The 18,066-nt window shown below is 68.5% G+C and carries 11 protein-coding genes; 3 read left to right on the forward strand and 8 right to left on the reverse strand.

The window, feature by feature from the left end:
- Window positions 1-25: 25 nt before the first annotated feature.
- The 5 genes from AB0J10_RS14460 to AB0J10_RS14480 all read right to left on the reverse strand — a co-directional run bounded on the left by AB0J10_RS14460 (window position 26) and on the right by AB0J10_RS14480 (window position 8,154).
- Window positions 26-946, reverse strand: coding sequence for a hypothetical protein (locus AB0J10_RS14460; protein WP_363061347.1), 921 nt, complete (start codon window positions 944-946; stop codon window positions 26-28).
- Window positions 943-1,647 (reverse strand): RNA polymerase sigma factor SigM, encoded by a 705-nt coding sequence (gene sigM / locus AB0J10_RS14465; RefSeq protein WP_363061349.1) that lies wholly within the window; start codon window positions 1,645-1,647, stop codon window positions 943-945. Before sigM ends, AB0J10_RS14460 begins: the two co-directional genes overlap by 4 nt.
- Before the next feature lie 64 nt (window positions 1,648-1,711).
- Entirely contained in the window at window positions 1,712-3,445 is a 1,734-nt protein-coding gene (locus AB0J10_RS14470; RefSeq protein WP_363061351.1) for a protein kinase family protein, read from the reverse strand.
- A gap of 121 nt (window positions 3,446-3,566) precedes the next feature.
- Window positions 3,567-5,789, reverse strand: a complete 2,223-nt coding sequence (gene murJ, locus AB0J10_RS14475) for a murein biosynthesis integral membrane protein MurJ (protein WP_363061354.1) — start codon at window positions 5,787-5,789, stop codon at window positions 3,567-3,569.
- Window positions 5,790-5,832: 43 nt separating this feature from the next.
- Complete coding sequence (locus AB0J10_RS14480; protein ID WP_363061356.1) at window positions 5,833-8,154, reverse strand: DUF6049 family protein; 2,322 nt, start codon at window positions 8,152-8,154, stop codon at window positions 5,833-5,835.
- 181 nt (window positions 8,155-8,335) lie between these two features.
- Between AB0J10_RS14480 and AB0J10_RS14485 the strand changes: the two genes are divergently transcribed.
- A complete protein-coding gene (locus AB0J10_RS14485) occupies window positions 8,336-9,802 on the forward strand; it encodes a CCA tRNA nucleotidyltransferase (RefSeq protein ID WP_363061358.1) in 1,467 nt (488 codons plus the stop codon).
- A 156-nt stretch (window positions 9,803-9,958) separates the two neighbouring features.
- Here the strand turns inward: AB0J10_RS14485 and AB0J10_RS14490 are convergent, their stop codons facing one another.
- From AB0J10_RS14490 to AB0J10_RS14500, 3 genes are all read right to left on the reverse strand, one after another.
- On the reverse strand, window positions 9,959-11,227 hold the full coding sequence (locus AB0J10_RS14490; RefSeq protein WP_363061360.1) for an MFS transporter: 1,269 nt from the start codon (window positions 11,225-11,227) through the stop codon (window positions 9,959-9,961).
- A gap of 97 nt (window positions 11,228-11,324) precedes the next feature.
- Window positions 11,325-12,407 carry an inositol-3-phosphate synthase gene (locus tag AB0J10_RS14495; protein ID WP_269729470.1) on the reverse strand — a complete coding sequence of 361 codons (1,083 nt, stop codon included), beginning with the start codon at window positions 12,405-12,407 and terminating at the stop codon, window positions 11,325-11,327.
- A 52-nt stretch (window positions 12,408-12,459) separates the two neighbouring features.
- On the reverse strand, window positions 12,460-13,179 hold the full coding sequence (locus AB0J10_RS14500; protein ID WP_363061362.1) for a helix-turn-helix transcriptional regulator: 720 nt from the start codon (window positions 13,177-13,179) through the stop codon (window positions 12,460-12,462).
- A gap of 361 nt (window positions 13,180-13,540) precedes the next feature.
- Between AB0J10_RS14500 and AB0J10_RS14505 the strand changes: the two genes are divergently transcribed.
- Window positions 13,541-16,267, forward strand: a complete 2,727-nt coding sequence (locus AB0J10_RS14505) for a transglycosylase domain-containing protein (protein WP_363061364.1) — start codon at window positions 13,541-13,543, stop codon at window positions 16,265-16,267.
- Between the two features lie 135 nt (window positions 16,268-16,402).
- A complete protein-coding gene (locus AB0J10_RS14510) occupies window positions 16,403-17,896 on the forward strand; it encodes a glycosyltransferase 87 family protein (RefSeq protein ID WP_363061366.1) in 1,494 nt (497 codons plus the stop codon).
- Window positions 17,897-18,066 lie beyond the last annotated feature (170 nt).

The following is an 18,066-nucleotide window of genomic DNA, read 5'->3' on the forward strand; positions in this document are numbered from 1 at the left end:
AGGGACGAGCGGCACGGAGGCTGTTTCAAGGGCGGGCGTAGGCACGGGTCAGAAGCAGCTCGCCCCTGTCTGCAGGGGCGGTTTCCACACATGCCGCCGCCACTACATAGGCCTGTACCCGGGAGGAGTCCTCGGCGTGCGGCAGCACCAGGAGAAAGGCCGGTGTGCCCTCGAAAGTACCCCGATCGACCGCGATCGCCGCATCAGTGCGACCTGTGCCCTTCTGGACACAGGGAGGCACCGAAACGGCCGGAGAGCGCAAGGGGGTGGCTTCCGCGCCGACGGAGGTGTCCTTCTCCACTCGGGGGCCGGTCGCCGTCCAGCTCCCGGAGTCCTTGCGAGCCCCCTCGGAGGAGAGGAGCGAGTGCACTCGTGTCGGCAGAGTCGTTGCCGTGAAGTCATGACCGCCCGATGCGGGACTCGCGACGGCGTCAGCCTTTCTCTCGGAGGTGTCGTTGCTCGGGCCTCCGAGAGTCTGCAGAAGCACCACACTCAGACCGACTGCGGCAGCGCTGAACGCGGCAGTGACCACGGTGACACGCCGCCGCCGACGAGCAGAGGGGGCACGGCCCGGCCCGGCGGCCGCACGAGGGTGTCCGGCGGGGCGATCGGACGCCGAGCTGTCGGGGTGCTGCTGTGCCGTGGTCGCTGTTTCACGTGAAACATCGGTCGGCTCATCAGCCGGGGCAGTGGCGTTCAGCAGAGCCTCGGCCGCCAATGCCGCGTCGATACGACCGGCGATGTCGGCCGGCATGCGCTGCGGGCCGGGCAGGCTGCCGAGCAAGCCGCGGATCTCCTCGAGCGAGGCACGTACGTCTGTACACAGATCGCAGCCTTCGAGATGCTTCCTCACGACCGCTTGGCGAGTCGGCGGGAGAAGCCCTTCGGCGAGATCGGCGATCTCGGACACGTCCGGGTGCTGAGCCGTGCCGGTCGTGGAGGTCACGTGCGTCCACCTCCGCCCTTCACAGCAGCAGGACCATTCGGCCCTGCGTCCCTTTCTCCGGTCGCCGGTGGGACGGATGCCCCAGGCGTCCGGTTCCTTCCCCCGTCGGGGACGCCGCTATCCCTCGTGTCTCCGCGTAGATGCGTGAGCAGAGGAACCAGGCGGGCCCGGCCGCGGGCGCATCTGCTCTTCACGGTGCCCGTCGGGACGTCCAGCACCCGGGCCGCCTCCGCAACCGGGTATCCCTGCATATCGACCAGCACCAGCGCAGCACGCTGGTCGACGGGCAGCGTGGCGAGCGCGGCCAGGAGCTCGCGATGGAGATCCTGGCGCTCTGCGGGTGCCTCGGCGGACTCATGGGGCTCGAGGAGCTGCTCCAGCCGCTCGGTGTCGTCCACCGGCGAGGTCTTGCGGGACGCCGTCTTGCGGGCCCGGTCAAGACAGGCATTGACGGTGATGCGGTGGAGCCAGGTCGTCACGGCGGACTGCCCCCGAAAGGTGTGGGCAGCCCTGAAGGCCGAGACAAAGGCGTCCTGTACGGCGTCCGCGGCTTCCTCCCGGTCCCCCAGCGTGCGCAGGGCCACCGCCCAGAGCCGATCGCGGTGGCGCCGTACGAGCTCACCGAAGGCATCCGGATCCCCGGCGACGTGGCGGGCCAGCAAATCCTGGTCACTGACGTTGCCGAGCGTGTGGTCCTCCATCGCCGCCTCCCCTCCCCAGCCACCGCGAACACGACCGGCGACGGTGCGCCGGCCCGTGCAGGCATCAGCCCAGGACGTTGATCTCCGAGATTCCGCCCCTGTAACGGTCCGATGAGCCTGCCGCGGGAAGCTCGGTCAGGTGGATCAGCACGTACCGGGTGCGCGTCGGACGTTCCAGCGTCTTCTTCACCTGCTCGCCGACCTTCTCGGACTGGCTGAGCCGATGTGAGAAATCGCCGAGGGACGTGGGACTCGATGCGTTCTCGTCGGCAGCGAGCACCTCTATCGTCTGCCCGCTGGTGGACATGGCGATGTCGAACCCCGTGACGGTTTGTACGGATCCAAGATCAACGACTATTCCGCTGCCGTCCTTGCGCTGCGGCAGGTTTCCGAAGTTCGGATAACCCAGGTACTCGGGCGTGATCCACGCGGTCTCCGGCTTGCCGTCCACGGCCAGGGGTACCTGGTCCTCTTGGATCCCCGTACCGCCGGGCATGAACTCCGTCGCACCGGTGATCTTCAGCGGCTTCCCCGGAGAGGCGGGCCGCTTGTCGTCCTTGTCGTCGCCGCCCGCTGTCTGGGTCGCGCCCTTGGGGTCGCCCCCCGAGGGGCTCCGGTTGTCCAGCAGCTTGTCGGCGATCTGCCAGCTTCCCAGTCCCAGTGCGGCGATGAGCAGGGCGGACACCGTCCACTTCAGAAGCTTGCCGGTGCGGCTCTCCAGCGGCGCCGGCGGGACCACCACCGGCTGCGACATGCCGCCGCCGGGGTGGGCCGACGTACGGCCGTATGTGCCCTGTTGGTACGTGGTGCGCTGGTAATCCGGCGGGGCGGTGAAGGCCGGCTCCGGCGGGCGGATCCGGGGCATTGCCGCCACTGCCTTGGCAAGCTCGTCGGGAGTCGTGCAGGGCGGCTCCTGGCGGGACGCGGTGGCCCCGTCATTGACCAGGGCGCGCATCGCCAGCTCGGACAGCCCGCGGTGGACGCCGGCACGCACCTGATCGGGAGCGATCAGCCCAACGCCCTTGGGAAGCCCGGAGAGGCCGTACGCGTCGCTCTCGTAGGGCCAGCGCTGAGTCAACGCGGCGTACAGCAGAGCCCCGATCGCCTCGGTGTCCGTCCGCTGCGGCCGGTCGGCGCTGATGCCGCGCAGAGCAGCGTTCACGGCGAGGCCGCGGATCCTGTACTGGCCCGTGGAACTGCGGAGTACGGCACCGGGAGTGAGCCTCAGATGAGCGAGACCCTCCCGATGGGCCGCTGCCATGGCCTGGGAGAGCTGGCTCACCAACTGGTAGGTGTCATGGGCCTCCATCGGCCCTGCGGCGAGCAGCGCGGTGAGCTCGGTCGCGTCGGGCAGCCACTCATGCACGACGTAGACGAGGTCGTTCTCCTCGACGGCGTCCAGCACCTGCACGAAACGGGGGTCGCCCAGCAGAGCCGCCGACCGGGCCGCGGCCAGCACGGACCGAGCCCGAGGGTGGTCGGCAGGCAGAATGTGCACGCCGACGGCGCGGCGCAGTTTCTCGTCGACAGCACGCCAACTGCTGAATCCGTCCAGACGGGTGACGCACTCTTCGAGGCGGTATCGTCTGGCGAGTTTGTGACCGCTGTGCAGTTCGGGCGCGCTGATGGCCGACTGCTCCCGGGTCTTCCGTTCGCCGCCCGCGTCCTGAACGCCCTGATCCGTCGCCTCGTCGGCGTGCGCCTCCCCGTCGGTCGCGGCCTTGTCCGCCTCGGCGGCCAGCGGGTCGTCACCGCTGTTGTCGGCCACGTCGACGGCAGCCGTGCTACGTTCCGCCACCGTCGTTCCCTGCCTCCCCATCCGTTGCGCCAAATCCAACAGCCATGCCAATTGTGCCCACAGTCCGCCGCTATGCACGACACACGGTGGCGGACGATGGTTGTGCGGGGACGGCCGGTCCCTACCGACCGAGTCGGCCGCGCACCATGCCGACCAGGGTGTTGAGCTCCTGGATTCTCATCCTTCTGGCCGCGACGAAGAAGACTCCGAGCAGGATCGCACCACCCGCGACGAGTGCGACGAGCGATCCGAGCGCGCCCTCGCCAAGGGCCTTCAGCACGAAGTAGCCCACGATGCCACCCACGGCGGCCGCCGGCACGGATGCCAGGCACAGCCGGGCGTAAGTACGCACCACGTGGGTGCCGTCGAGGTCGCCGCCCAGCCTGTTCCGCAGCCGCCGCCAGGCGACTCCGACGCCGACCGCGTACGCGAGGCCGTAGGAGCCGGCCATGCCGACCACGGCCCACTCGGCCGGAAGGAGGAAGTAGCAGGCCGCCGAGGCGGCCGCATTCACCGCGGCCACGATCACGGTGTTGTAGAAGGGCGTGCGGGTGTCCTCGTAGGCGTAGAAGCCGCGGAGGACCACGTACTGGACCGAATAGGGGATCAGACCGAGGCCGAACGCCATCAGGATGAAGCCCATCGAGCGGGCCGCCTCGGTGCCCGCCGACGCGTACAGCAGGGTGCACATCGGGACGCCCAGTGCCAGGAAGGAGAACGCGACCGGCACGATCGCGACCGCCGAGTTCCGCAGCCCCTGGGAGATGTCGTCGCGGACCGCGCCGGGGTCGTCGTCGTGAGCGGCTCGGGAGATCCTCGGCAGCAGGGCCGCCATCACCGACACGGTGATGATCGCCTGAGGCATGCCCCAGATCAGCTGGGCGTTCGAGTAGGCGAGGAAACCCGCCCCGTCCTTGCCGGACGCCGCACCGGCGGCGGTGGAGAGCTGGGTGACCACGAGCACACCGGCCTGGTTGGCGAGGACGAACAGCACCGTCCACTTGGCGAGCTTGATGGTCTTCCCCAGGCCCTGGCCCTTCCAGTCGAAGCGAGGGCGGAAGCGGAAACCCGTCTCTCGGAGGTAGGGAATCATCGCGAGCGCCTGGACGACGAGACCGAGCAGGGTACCGATGGCCAGCAGCCGCACGCCTTCCGGCGGGATCGTCCGGACGCTCATCTGCGACTCGGCGAAGCTGCCATAGACCCAGATGAACAGGCCGAAGGTGAAGATGATGACGATGTTGTTGAGGACCGGCGTCCACATCATCGCGCCGAACCTGCCGCGGGCGTTGAGGATCTGCCCCATGACCACGTGCACACCCATGAAGAAGATCGTGGGCAGACAGAAGCGGGCGAACGTGACGGCGACGCTGTTGGCCGGGGGGTCGCCGGCGATCGTCGGCGACAGGGCCTTGATCAGCAGTGGGGCCGCGAACACGGCGATGAGGACGATCGCGCCGAGGGCGACCATGACGAGCGTCAGCAGCCGGTTGGCGTATGCCTCCCCGCCGTCCTCGTCGTTCTTCATGGCCCGGACGAGCTGCGGGACGAACACCGAGTTCAGTCCCCCACCCACCGTGAGGATGTAGATCATCGTCGGCAGGGTCAGGGCGATCGTGTAGGCGTCGCCGAGCAGCGCGGCGCCGAGTGCCGCGGTGATCACCAGGCTGCGGACGAAGCCGGTGAGGCGGGACACCATGGTGCCGGCGGCCATGACGGCGCTGGACTTCAGCAGGCTGGAGGCCCGGCCCCCGCTCCCCTTCCTGGCGGCGGGCGCCGGCGCGGGGGCGGGCTGCGGCTCCCGCGCCGGTTCGGCGGGAGCCGTGGTGCGCCCCGTGGTCTGCTGGTCCCGGTAGAGGTGGGCGAACGCGTCGGGCTCCGGCTTCTCCTCACCGGCCCTGGTCACCAGGTCGTCCACGCCGGTGAACTGCACGGTCCTCGCATCGTCACCGTAGGGCAGATGACGCGATGGGCCGTCCGGCTCGGGCGGCGGCGTCTGGGCCCAGATCCGGGGGTCGGGAGCGTGCTGCTGAGCCGGGGGCTGCTGGTACAGCGGCTGGGGCTGCTGAGCGCTGCCCGGCGGCGGTGGGGGGTGCGCGGCGCGGTCGTAGAGCGCCTCCGACACGGGATCCTGGGCCGAGAGATCACGCGACCGGTACGGATCGTGGTCGTACGCGTCCTGGATGTACGGGTCGTCGGACGCCTCGCCGGCCTGTGGCGGCACCTGGGCCGCCGCCGAAGGCTGCTCAGCCTGCTGAGGGCCGTGTGAGGGGTACGGAGCGCCCGAGGAGGGCGCGGTGCCGTCCGCGCCCTGCCCGCGGTCACCGTCGTACGGCGCGTTCATGGTTACCCCACCTCATCGTCCGGCCCGCCGGCCACGACATCGCTCAACGGTCCACCTTCTCACCCGCACCCGACGGGTCGGCGCTTTCCGGTCCGGTGTCCGGTGTCGGGTCACTCGGCTGCTCCGGGGTGTCGGCCGCTCCGCTGTCGTGGGCCTCATCAGCCGCTTCGCCCGCGGTGGCAGCTTCCCGGGCCGCCGCCCGCTTGCGCTGGGTGTACATCCTGACGCCTGCGAGGACGAGAAGGAGCACACCTCCGGCGATGACAAGCATCACGGTCGGAGTGATCTCGGAAGCCTTGACCGTGAAGGTCATCGGTCCGCCGTACAGCTTGCCGTCCTCTGTGTACAGCTGGGCCGTGACCTGAACCGGACCGTTGGCGTTTGCGGCCGCAGTGAACTTCACCGACTGGCTGTGCCCGCCGTTGATCTTGATGGGCTGCTCGGCGATCACATTGCCGCCGTCGAGCCTGAGCCGGGTCGGGTTCGAGGACTTCAGCCGGAGGACGAGGTTGTCGACCCCCTGGACCAGCTTGTTCTGCACCGTCACGGGAATCGTCGCGCTGCGGCCCGACAGGGTCAGAGCCGACTTCTGGATCAGCCGCACCTCGGTGGTGAGGTCCTCCAGGTAGCTCTGCACACCGGTGCGGTACTGGGTGGCCACTCCCGCCCTACCGCGCCAGGACGTGGACATCTCGCGGTTGATCGCGTTGCCGAACGGGGTCACCACCCGGTCCGGGGACGTGAGGATGACCTTGAAGTAGTCCAGGGTCTCCTGCGTGCTCTTGATGTCCTGGAAGGTCTGGACGGGCAGCTCGCGGGCCCTGAGGTTCTTCGGGTACTGGGATGCGGCCGGTACGCGGGTCGTGGCGTTCGGGTCGGGCTTGGCCTCGGCGGCCGCGATCAGGTCCAGGGGCTGGGTCCAGCGCTGGCCGGCCAGCCCCTGCAGTGCCCGGGCCATGGCCTGTGCCTGGCCTGTCGTCGGCATCCGCTGAGGAGCGACCACGATGCTGCGCTGGGCGTCCGGCGCCTGGTGCGTCAGAGACAGTGACTGGGCCAGGAACTGCTGGACCGCGAGAGTGGAGGCACCGGCCTTGCTCAGGTCCCCGTAGAAGGCCTTGGAGAGCCGTGCGTCCGCGACCACGGCCGTCGTGCCGCCCCCGATGGGCCGTGCGGCGGAAGGCGTGTACGAGACCGATCCGGTCTCCTTGAGGCTGTCGCTGCGAGCGATGATGTTGTGGGCGCCCGCAGACGTGGCGACGTCGACGATCGACGGATCGACGGCGCCTTCCACAGGCCAGGCGAAGTCCGTCGACGGCTTCACATGGAGGACGGTCTCCACCGTCGTCTCCGCCACCGCCGTCGCAGGCTGCAGATGGCTGAGCGAGCCGGAGACGTCCTTGCCGCGGTGTGCGAGGGACGCCAGATCGGGATCGGCGAACGGAAGCGCGACGACCGGGCGATCCTGGACCGCCTGCTCCAGGGAGCTGAGCCACTGCCTGGCCACGGCCTGGTTCCGGCCCGGCACGGTGTCGCCCGTCTCCGTCCTGACCTCGTAGTTCCGGGTCATCGCATCGACGGTGGCGAGCAGATCCGGATCGATGACCCAGGTGATGGGGAGCTGACTGCCGAGGGAGACGAGTTGCTCCAGCCTGCCCCCGGGCGCGAGCTCGGCGGCGAGCGCGTCGTTCTCGAAGACCGGGGTCTGCTGCTCGTCCGATCCGGTCTCCGCCGAGAGGTGGGTGTTGGAGATCAGGGGCCAGAGGAAGGTGAGCTGGGTCCGCTTGTCCACGGCCTCCGGCTGCCAGGGGAGGAAGGTGCGCTCGATGCCGAGGACCTGGTCGTACCCCCCGGCGGCCCGCCCGGAGAGTGAGACACCCAGCTGGTAGACCCCTGCATCGTCCAGCTTCAGCTTGCTGACCGGGACGGTCAGGGTGAAGTCCTCGCTGATCCCGGTGGCGAGCCGGTCGATCTTGACGCGGTACGGACCGCCGAGTGCCTTGGCGTCGGCCCCCGGGGTGTAGCCGGTGGTCTTCGCGGCCTCGTCGATGTCAGGGCGGCCCGACATACGCGGTCCGACGCGCAGGTCGACCTCTGCGTCGGTGATGGTCTTCTTGCCCTTGTTGGTGACGGTGCCCGAGATGGTGAGAGTGTCGTCCTTCACAGGGACGCTGGGAGAGAGGCTGTTCAGCGCGACCTCGACGGTGTCGGCCTCGCTCGCCCTGTCCGCGGCGTGCGTGACCGGTGCCGCCGGCAGATACAGCAGACCGGCGAGCAACGGAGCTCCCGCGAGGAGGGCGGCTGCGCGCCGCAACCACCGGCGGGCAGGAGAGGTAGCCATCCCCTGGAATTCTGCCGCCTCGGCCACGCGCTCGTCCGTCCCTCGTCGTCTCTTGCCGTTGGTGGGTGTCGCTAGGTGCGTCCCCGCATGGTAACGAGGTGCGCTGTGGCGAAGTGCTCGGGACTGCTCCACATGATCGGAAGGGCGGTGCCGGTGGGCGGGAAACAGGGACGCCGCAGGGCCGCAGGTGCACGTACCCTTTTCTGTTGTGCCGAACGCCAACGAAGACAACCTCACCGAACTGAGCCAGGTGCAGCGCCGCGCCGTGAGCCAGCTGCTGCGCGTGTCCCCGGTCGCCGATGATCTCGCCCGTCGATTCCAGGATGCCGGATTCCGTCTGGCGCTGGTCGGTGGCTCCGTACGGGACGCCTTGCTCGGTCGGCTCGGCAATGATCTCGACTTCACCACGGATGCCCGTCCTGACGACGTTCTGAAGATCGTCCGTCCCTGGGCGGACTCCGTGTGGGAAGTGGGCATCGCCTTCGGTACGGTCGGCTGCCAGAAGGACGGCCACGTCGGTGACGGTGTTCAGCGCTTTCAGATCGAGATCACGACCTACCGCTCCGAGGCTTACGACCGGACCTCACGGAAGCCGGAGGTCTCCTACGGCGACTCCATCGAGGAAGACCTGGTCCGTCGGGACTTCACCGTGAACGCCATGGCCGTCGGCCTTCCGGAGAAGGAGTTCATCGACCCTCACGGAGGGTTGCAGGACCTTGCCTCGCAGGTGCTGCGTACCCCGGGGACCCCGGAGGACTCGTTCTCCGACGATCCGCTGCGGATGCTGCGTGCGGCACGGTTCGCCGCTCAGCTCGACTTCGAGGTTGCGCCTGAGGTCACCGCCGCGATGCAGGAGATGTCCGACCGTATCGACATCGTTTCGGCCGAGCGGGTCCGTGATGAGTTCAACAAGCTGATCCTCGCCCCGAACCCCCGCAAGGGGCTCGCGCTGCTCGTGGACACGGGCCTCGCCGAACACTTCATGCCGGAACTGCCGGCGCTGCGGCTGGAGAGTGACGAGCACCATCGGCACAAGGACGTGTACGAGCACTCACTGATCGTGCTGGAGCAGGCCATCGCCCTTGAGGACGACGGGCCGGACCTCGTGCTGCGTCTCGCCGCTCTCCTCCACGACATCGGCAAGCCGAGGACCCGGCGCTTCGAGCCGGACGGGCGAGTCTCCTTCCACCACCACGAGGTGGTGGGTGCCAAGATGACCAAGAAGCGACTCACGGCGCTGAAGTACTCCAACGACATGGTCAAGGACATCGCTCGCCTCGTGGAGCTGCATCTGCGCTTCCACGGGTACGGCACCGGCGAGTGGACCGACTCGGCCGTCCGGCGTTATGTGCGCGACGCCGGCCCGCTGCTCGAGCGTCTGCACAAGCTGACCCGTTCCGACTGCACCACGCGCAACAAGAGGAAGGCGAGCGCCCTTTCGCGCACCTACGACGGGCTGGAGGGGCGCATCGCCCAACTCCAGGAGCAGGAGGAGCTGGACGCGATCCGGCCGGACCTGGACGGCAATCAGATCATGGAGATCCTGGGGGTCGGCCCCGGACCCGTCATCGGGAAGGCCTATGCATTCCTGCTCGAGCTACGGCTCGAGAACGGGCCGATGGGGCACGACGACGCGGTGGCGGCGCTCAAGGAGTGGTGGGCGAGCGAGAGCTGATCGCTGGCGAAGGCATGTTTCACGTGAAACATGCCTCTGCGTCGAGGGTCAACGGGCGATGTTTCACGTGAAACATCGCCCGTCACCTTTCCAGGGTTCCAGGGTTCCAGGGTTCCAAAGGCTTCAGGGATTCGAGGGTTCAGGGGCTCCAGGGCCTCAAGGGCTTGCTCCGGTTCGGCGCCAGCGCAGTAGGGTCGCGGCGCTCAGGCCGTAGAGCGCGGCGAGCAGGGCGACCAGCGGGACGGATCGTCCGTCCGGAGGCAGCATCAGCGCCGTCACTCCGGCGGCGCCGACGAAGGCGACGTTGAAGAGCATGTCGTAGAGGGAGAAGACACGGCCTCGGTACTCATCGTCGACGGAGGTCTGCACGACCGTGTCAGTCGTGATCTTGGACCCTTGTGTGACCAGCCCCAGGGCGAATGCGGCGATGAGGATCGGCGCGGGAGCGAAGGTCAGTCCCAGGGCCGGTTCCAGAACGGAGGCCGTGCCTGCGAGGGTCGCCATCCATCCGTAGTGGCCGAGCCGGTCGACCCCCCAGGGCGTGATGACGGCGGCGGCGAAGAATCCGGCGCCGGAGAGTGCCACGGCCAGGCCGAGGAGCTTCAGGCCCTGTGACTCCGTGGAGGACCAGGTGTACCGGCAGAGCATGAGGACCATCACGGTCAGTGCGCCGTAGCAGAAGCGGAGCATGGTCATCGCGGCAAGGGCCTGGGCGGCGGTTCGTCGCGCAGCCAGATGGCGTAGTCCGCTGACGAGCCCTCGGGCGGTCGAGGTCAGGGCCGCACCGAGCCGAGGCTGTAGCAACTGCGGATCGGGGCCCAGGAGTTCGCGCTCCATACGGAGGGAAGCGAGAGCCGCGCAGAGATAGAGCGTCGCGCCGAGAAGCACGACGATTGCGTCCGAGCCGGAGCCGGCGATGCGTACGGCGAACGCGAGGCCGCCGCCGGCCGTGGCTGCGAGAGTGCCCGCCGTCGGGGAGAGCGAGTTGGCCATGACGAGTCGCTCCTCGTCGACGACCCGGGGAAGTGCCGCGGAGAGCCCCGCCAGGACGAAGCGGTTGACTGCCGTGACGCAGAGCGCGGAAACGAAGAAGAGCCCTTCCGGGACGGGGGCGAGCATCAGCACGGCTGTGCAGCACGCGAGGATCGCCCGCAGGAGATTGCCGTGGAGGAAGACCTGCCGGCGCGGCCATCGGTCCAGGAGGACGCCCGCGAACGGACCGATGAGGGAGTAGGGCAGGAGGAGCACCGCCATGGCCGCGGCGATCGCTCCGGGGGATGTCTCCCTCTCCGGCGAGAAGACCACGTACGTGGCGAGCGCGACCTGGTACACGCCGTCGGCCGACTGCGACAGCAGCCGTACGGCGAGCAGACGGCGGAAGTTCGTCAGGCGCAGGAGTACGCGCAGATCACGTACGACAGGCATGTGGGCAAGCGTCACACACGAGGAGAGTCCCCGGGCAGATGCCACGGGGACTCTCGACGGGGCGGGAGGACGGCGGAGTACGCGGTCCGGTGCCGGACTAGCGCTCGACCTCGCCCTTGATGAACTTCTCGACGTTCTCGCGTGCCACGTCGTCGAAGTACTGGACCGGCGGGGACTTCATGAAGTACGAGGACGCGGAGAGGATCGGGCCGCCGATGCCGCGGTCCTTGGCGATCTTCGCGGCGCGCAGCGCGTCGATGATTACTCCGGCGGAGTTCGGGGAGTCCCAGACCTCGAGCTTGTACTCCAGGTTCAGCGGGACGTCACCGAAGGCGCGGCCCTCCAGGCGGACGTAGGCCCACTTGCGGTCGTCCAGCCATGCGACATAGTCGGACGGGCCGATGTGGACGTTCTTCTCGCCGAGCTCCCGGTCGGGGATCTGCGAGGTGACGGCCTGGGTCTTGGAGATCTTCTTGGACTCCAGCCGCTCGCGCTCGAGCATGTTCTTGAAGTCCATGTTCCCGCCGACGTTCAGCTGCATCGTGCGGTCCAGGACGACGCCCCGGTCCTCGAAGAGCTTCGCCATCACACGGTGCGTGATCGTGGCGCCGACCTGCGACTTGATGTCGTCACCGACGATCGGCACACCGGCGGCGGTGAACTTGTCCGCCCACTCCTTGGTGCCCGCGATGAACACCGGGAGGGCGTTGACGAAGGCGACCTTGGCGTCGATGGCGCACTGGGCGTAGAACTTGGCGGCGTCCTCGGAGCCCACCGGCAGGTAGCAGACGAGAACGTCGACCTGCTTGTCCTTGAGGACCTGGACGACGTCGACCGGAGCCTCGGCGGACTCCTCGATGGTCTCGCGGTAGTACTTGCCGAGACCGTCGAGGGTGTGACCGCGCTGGACGGTCACGCCGGTGGACGGCACGTCGCAGATCTTGATGGTGTTGTTCTCGCTGGCACCGATGGCGTCCGCGAGGTCGAGGCCGACCTTCTTCGCGTCGACGTCGAAGGCGGCGACGAACTCGACGTCGCGGACGTGGTAGTCGCCGAACTGGACGTGCATCAGACCCGGCACCTTGCTGCCCGGGTCGGCGTCCTTGTAGTACTCGACGCCCTGCACCAGCGAGGCGGCGCAGTTGCCCACGCCGACGATGGCTACGCGAACCGAACCCATTCCGGCTGCTCCCTGTGTGTTCTCGTGCGAGACCCTGCTCAGGCGCGGGGTCTCAGTTGGTGGTGTCTTCGGACGGATCCGGCGGGGTGGGGTGCCGCGCCGCGGCACCCTCGGGGGACGCTTCGTCCCCGTGCCGGGGCAGGCCGCCCGACTCTCCAGATGTGTTGTCCTGCCGAGCGGCTTCCCCGGTGGCCGTGGACCGTCGCTGGTCCCGCCCCGCCCGCTCGCTCTCGATGAGTTCGTTCAGCCAGCGCACCTCGCGCTCGACGGACTCCATGCCGTGCCGTTGAAGCTCCAGCGTGTAGTCGTCCAGGCGCTCTCGTGTGCGGGCGAGGGAGGCGCGCATCTTCTCCAGACGCTCCTCCAGCCGACTGCGCCGGCCTTCCAGCACCCGCATCCGCACCTCGCGCTCCGTCTGGCCGAAGAACGCGAAGCGGGCCGCGAAATGCTCGTCCTCCCAGGTGTCGGGGCCGGTGTGGGACAGGAGCTCTTCGAAGTGCTCCTTGCCCTCGGCCGTCAGCCTGTAGACGATCTTGGCCCGGCGCCCCGCGAGCGAGGCGGCGAGGGCGTCCTCGGGAGCGCTGCCCGGCTCCTCGATCAACCAGCCGTTGGCGACCAGCGTCTTGAGGCAGGGGTAGAGGGTCCCGTAACTGAAGGCCCGGAAGATCCCCAGTGAGGTGTTGAGCCGCTTGCGCAGCTCGTACCCGTGCATGGGGGCCTCACGGAGCAGGCCGAGAACGGCGAACTCGAGGATGCCGGAACGTCGGCTCATCGATCGCCTCCTCTGCCTTGCCGGATGGTTATGCCGTGCTGATGTATCGAATCGATACATCCAGACGATAGAGCGACGCTTCTGCTGCGACAAGAGGGGCCCTTGTGACCGGCATCACATCATCAATTCGCAGCAAGTGAGTTGCCTGATTTGGAGTGAATTATCAGCCCCAGGGGTTTTTGTTCGTGCGTAGTCTGTGCGCCATGCAGACCACCGGGAACCGTGTGACGCCAGGAGGCGTCCTCGTCCTGGATGCATTGCGGATGAGCCCTCCGCCGGGCTGGTCCGTATTGATGTCGGGGGGGACCGATCTCAACTGCCGCTTCCAGGCGTTCGCGCCTGCTCGAGGAGTAGTCGTTCGATGAGCGAGCACCGTCGCAAACCGCCGCAGCCCGAGGGCGGCGGACGTGCCGCGGCCCGGCGCGCCGCCCAGCAGTCTCCGACCGGCCGCCGCGCGGCCCGGGGCGCAGGCACCAGCTCTCCCTCCGCGCCGCACGGAGAAGAGCAACCGTACGAGGGCCGGGCCGCGGCCCGGCGCGCCGCCCAGCACGGTGGGGGCGGTCGCAGAAGGGCCTCGGAGGCCGGCGGCGCCGGGATCGGCGGTCACGGTGGTGGCCGCCGCGGTGGCGGCGGTCCGGGAGGACCGGGGCGCGGCCGGGGCGGTGGCCCCGGGAAGAAGCGGCTGATCGACTATCCGCGCCACGACAAGTACGGCTGGCGCCGCTGGGTGCCGTCGTGGAAGCTCGTGGCCGGCCTCTGCCTCGCGTTCCTCGGCAGCCTGATGACCGCCGGGACCATCGCGTACGCGGTGGTGGGGATTCCCGAGCAGGGCAAGGCCGCCAAGGCGCAGAACAACGTCTACTACTGGGCCGACGGGTCGCAGATGGCCGCGACCGGCGGTGAGGTCAACCGTCAGATCATCTCGATCGACAACATCCCCTCCCACATGCAGAACGCGGTGATCTCGGCCGAGAACAAGACGTTCGAGACCGACAAGGGCATCGACCCGATGGGTATCGCCCGTGCCGTGGTCAACATGGCGAAGGGCGGTCAGACCCAGGGCGGCTCGACGATCACCCAGCAGTTCGTGAAGAACGCCATGCTCGGCGACCAGTCCCAGACCTTGAGCCGCAAGGTCAAGGAACTCTTCATCTCCATGAAGGTCGGCACCGAGCTCGACAAGTCCAAGATCATGGAGGGGTACCTCAACACGTCGTACTACGGCCGCGGCGCCTACGGGATCCAGGCCGCCGCCCGCACCTACTACGGCAAGAACGCCAAGGACCTCACCGCGAGCGAGTGCGCCTTCCTCGCGTCGCTGCTCAAGGGTGCGACGTACTACGACCCCGCCGGGGCGACGGAGATCGACCCCAAGGCCACGCCGAAGGCCAACACCGAGCGGGCCACCAAGCGCTGGACGTGGATCCTCGGCGAGATGCGCAAGGACGGGCACCTCACGGACGCGGAGCACGCGGAGGCCGTCAAGGTCTTCCCGAAGCCCCAGAAGCCGAAGAAGAACGCGCAGCTCGGCGGTCAGACCGGTTATCTGGTCGACCTCGCCAAGGCCTACTTCATCAACAACAACGACCAGAACATCACCGCCGAAGAACTCGCCAAGGGCGGCTACGAGATCCACACGACCTTCGACAAGAAGAAGGTCGACAAGCTGACCAAGGCCGTCGAGGACGTCCGCAAGAAGAACATCGACGCGAAGAAGCGCCCGGAGACGGACACCCACGTCCAGTTCGGCGGCGCCTCCGTGGACCCCAAGACTGGCGCGATCGTCGCCATCTACGGCGGTGAGGACGCGACCAGGCACTTCACCAACAACGCGGACAAGACCGGGGCCCAGGTCGGCTCGACCTTCAAGCCGTTCGTGCTCGCCGCGGCCATGCGGGACGGCGTGCGCGACCCCGGTTCCGGACCCGTCCAGGGACCGGACGAGCGCACGATCGTCGACCCGGACAAGAGCCGGTACAACGGCGTCAACAAGCTCAAGATCAAGCAGTACGACGGCAGCGTCTGGCAGAACGAGAAGGGCGAGGAGTGGCTGCAGCGCAACGACGGTGACGAGTCCTACGAGGACATCAGCCTCCGCGAAGCGATGATCCACTCCGCCAACTCGCCCTTCGTCCAGCTGGGCATGGACGTCGGCATCGACAAGGTGCGCGAGGCGGCGGTGGACGCCGGGCTGCGCGAGGACTCGCTGGTCGAGTCCGACGTCCCCTCCTTCTCGATCGGCATCTCCGACCCCAGCGCGATCCGCATGGCCGGCGCCTATGCCACCTTCGCGGCCAACGGTGAGCAGCGCGAGCCGTACTCGGTGAAGCACGTGGAGCACCGCGGCAAGGTGATCTTCAAGCACGAGGACAAGTCGGAGCGGAAGTTCTCCTCGGCCGTCGCCAGCAACGTCACCGACGTGCTGCGGGACGTCGTCGAGGACCCCGACGGCACGGGCCGCAACGCCCGTCTCCCGGGTCGTGACGTCGCCGGCAAGACCGGTACCACCGACGGCAACAAGTCGGCGTGGTTCGTCGGTTACACACCGCAGCTGGCGACCGCCATCGACATGTACCGGATGGACGACGACGCGGAGAACAAGAACCGCAAGTTCCTGGAGATGTTCGGAACGGGTGGTCAGCAGAAGATCCACGGTTCGTCGTTCCCGTCCGAGATCTGGCACGACTACATGGAGGACGCGCTCAAGGGCACCGAGGTCGAGCGCTTCTCCGAGCCCGAGCCCCTCGACGCCGACGCCGTCTACGGCGGCGGGCTGAGCAGCCCCGAGCCGACCCCTTCCGAGACCCCGTCGGAGACCCCTTCCGAGACGCCGTCGGAGACCCCCTCCGAGACCCCGTCCGAGTCCCCGAAGCCCTCGGAGTCCTGTGACCGGTTCGACTGGACCTGTGACCCGACGGCCGGCCAGGACGGTGACCCGACCAACGGCGGGACCGACACCGGCACCACCGACGGCGGAGCCACGGACGGTGGTGTGACCACCAGCCCGTCACCGCCCACGGGCGGCAACGGCAACGGCACCCAAGGAAACGGCAGCGACGGCGGCTGGCTGGGAGGACCGGAGGGCTGACGACGCGCCCGGCACACGCCGAGAGGGCCGTGGCACCCGGAGGGCGACTCCGGGGTGCCACGGCCCTCGCCGTTGTCCACAGACCGTTGTCCACAGGCGTACGCGGTGGCCGCCTCGTACGGCAGGATGTGCTCCATGGCCAGCCCGGAGAAGACGATGCCGCAGCACGACGAGGCGCGGGTCAGCCCCACGCGGAGGGACGAGATCGCGGCCGCCGGCAGTGAGCTGATCGGGGGCCCTCTCGGGCGGTGGGCGCGGGTCGGCGGCAGCCGGCTCACGCCCGTCAGGGTCGTCGCCCTGGTCGCGATCGGGATGTTCGCGCTCGGCATGGTGCAGAAGATCCCCTGCTACGACTGGGCGTGGTTCCGGGGCACCAGCTCGCAGTACACGCACGCCTGCTACTCCGACATCCCGCATCTGTTCCTCGGACGCGGCTTCTCCGACGGCCTGGTGCCTTACTTCGACCGGCTGGACGGCGACATGGAGTACCTCGAGTACCCCGTGCTGACCGGCCTGTTCATGCAGGTCGCCGCCTGGCTCACCCCGTCCGGCGGCTCCGTCCAGCACCGCGAGCAGATCTACTGGATGGTCAACGCGGGCATGCTGATGATCTGCGCCGCGATCATCGCCGTGTGCGTCGCGCGGACCCATCGCCGCAGGCCGTGGGACGGACTGCTGGTGGCCCTGGCACCCGCATTCGCCCTCACCGCCACCATCAACTGGGACCTGCTGGCGGTCGCCCTCACCGCGGCGGCGATGCTCATGTGGTCGCGCGGCCGGGCTCTGGCCTTCGGCATCCTCATCGGGCTCGCCACCGCAGCCAAGCTGTACCCGGTGCTCCTCCTGGGCCCCCTGCTGGTGCTGTGCTGGCGGGCCGGCAGGTACCGGGAGTACGGGACGGCGCTCCTCGGCGCGGCGGGGGCATGGCTGGTGGTGAATCTGCCGGTGATGCTGGCGGCGCCCGAGGGGTGGAAGAAGTTCTACACGTTCAGTCAGGAACGGCAGGTCGACTTCGGGTCCTTCTGGCTGATCATCACGCAGCGAACGGGTGAGTCGATCGAGGTCGACACGGTCAACACCTATGCCACGACGCTCATGCTGCTGGCGTGCGCCGGTATCGCCGGGCTGGCCCTCACGGCTCCGCGCAGACCCCGGTTCGCACAGCTCGCCTTCCTGGTCGTGGCGGCGTTCGTCCTGACCAACAAGGTCTACTCACCGCAGTACGTGCTGTGGCTGATCCCCCTCGCCGCGCTGGCCAGGCCACGCTGGCGGGACTTTCTGATCTGGCAGGCCTGCGAGGTCATGTACTTCCTGGGCATCTGGATGTACCTCGCGTACACGACGAGCGGGGACAAGCACCAGGGCCTGCCACCGGAGGGCTACCAGCTGGCGATCGCCGTGCACCTGCTGGGAACGCTCTACCTGTGCGCCGTGGTCGTGCGGGACGTCCTCATGCCCGAGCGTGACGTGGTGCGACAGGACGGTTCGGACGACCCGTCCGGTGGTGTCCTGGACAGGGCGACGGACGCCTTCGTGCTCGGCCGGGCAGCCCACCCGCCGCGGCATGCGGCACACGCGGTGGAGGGCCTGCGGGTGGAATGGGGCAGGACCGGCCCGGTGGCCCGCTGAGCGGGCCCAGGCGCCCGCTCGCGGATCCTTTCGGGGCAGGGTCCCCGAGGTTGCCGGGACGCGACACGCCCTAGCTGTTCTGTCCGGGGAGGTTGTGGACGGGTGATCCAGATCTCGGCTGAGGGATCTTGAACGGGTGAGGGCCTTCCGGGTTCGGTGTGGATTGCGAC

The organism is Streptomyces sp. NPDC049887, from assembly GCF_040656535.1.
Lineage (GTDB): Bacteria > Actinomycetota > Actinomycetes > Streptomycetales > Streptomycetaceae > Streptomyces.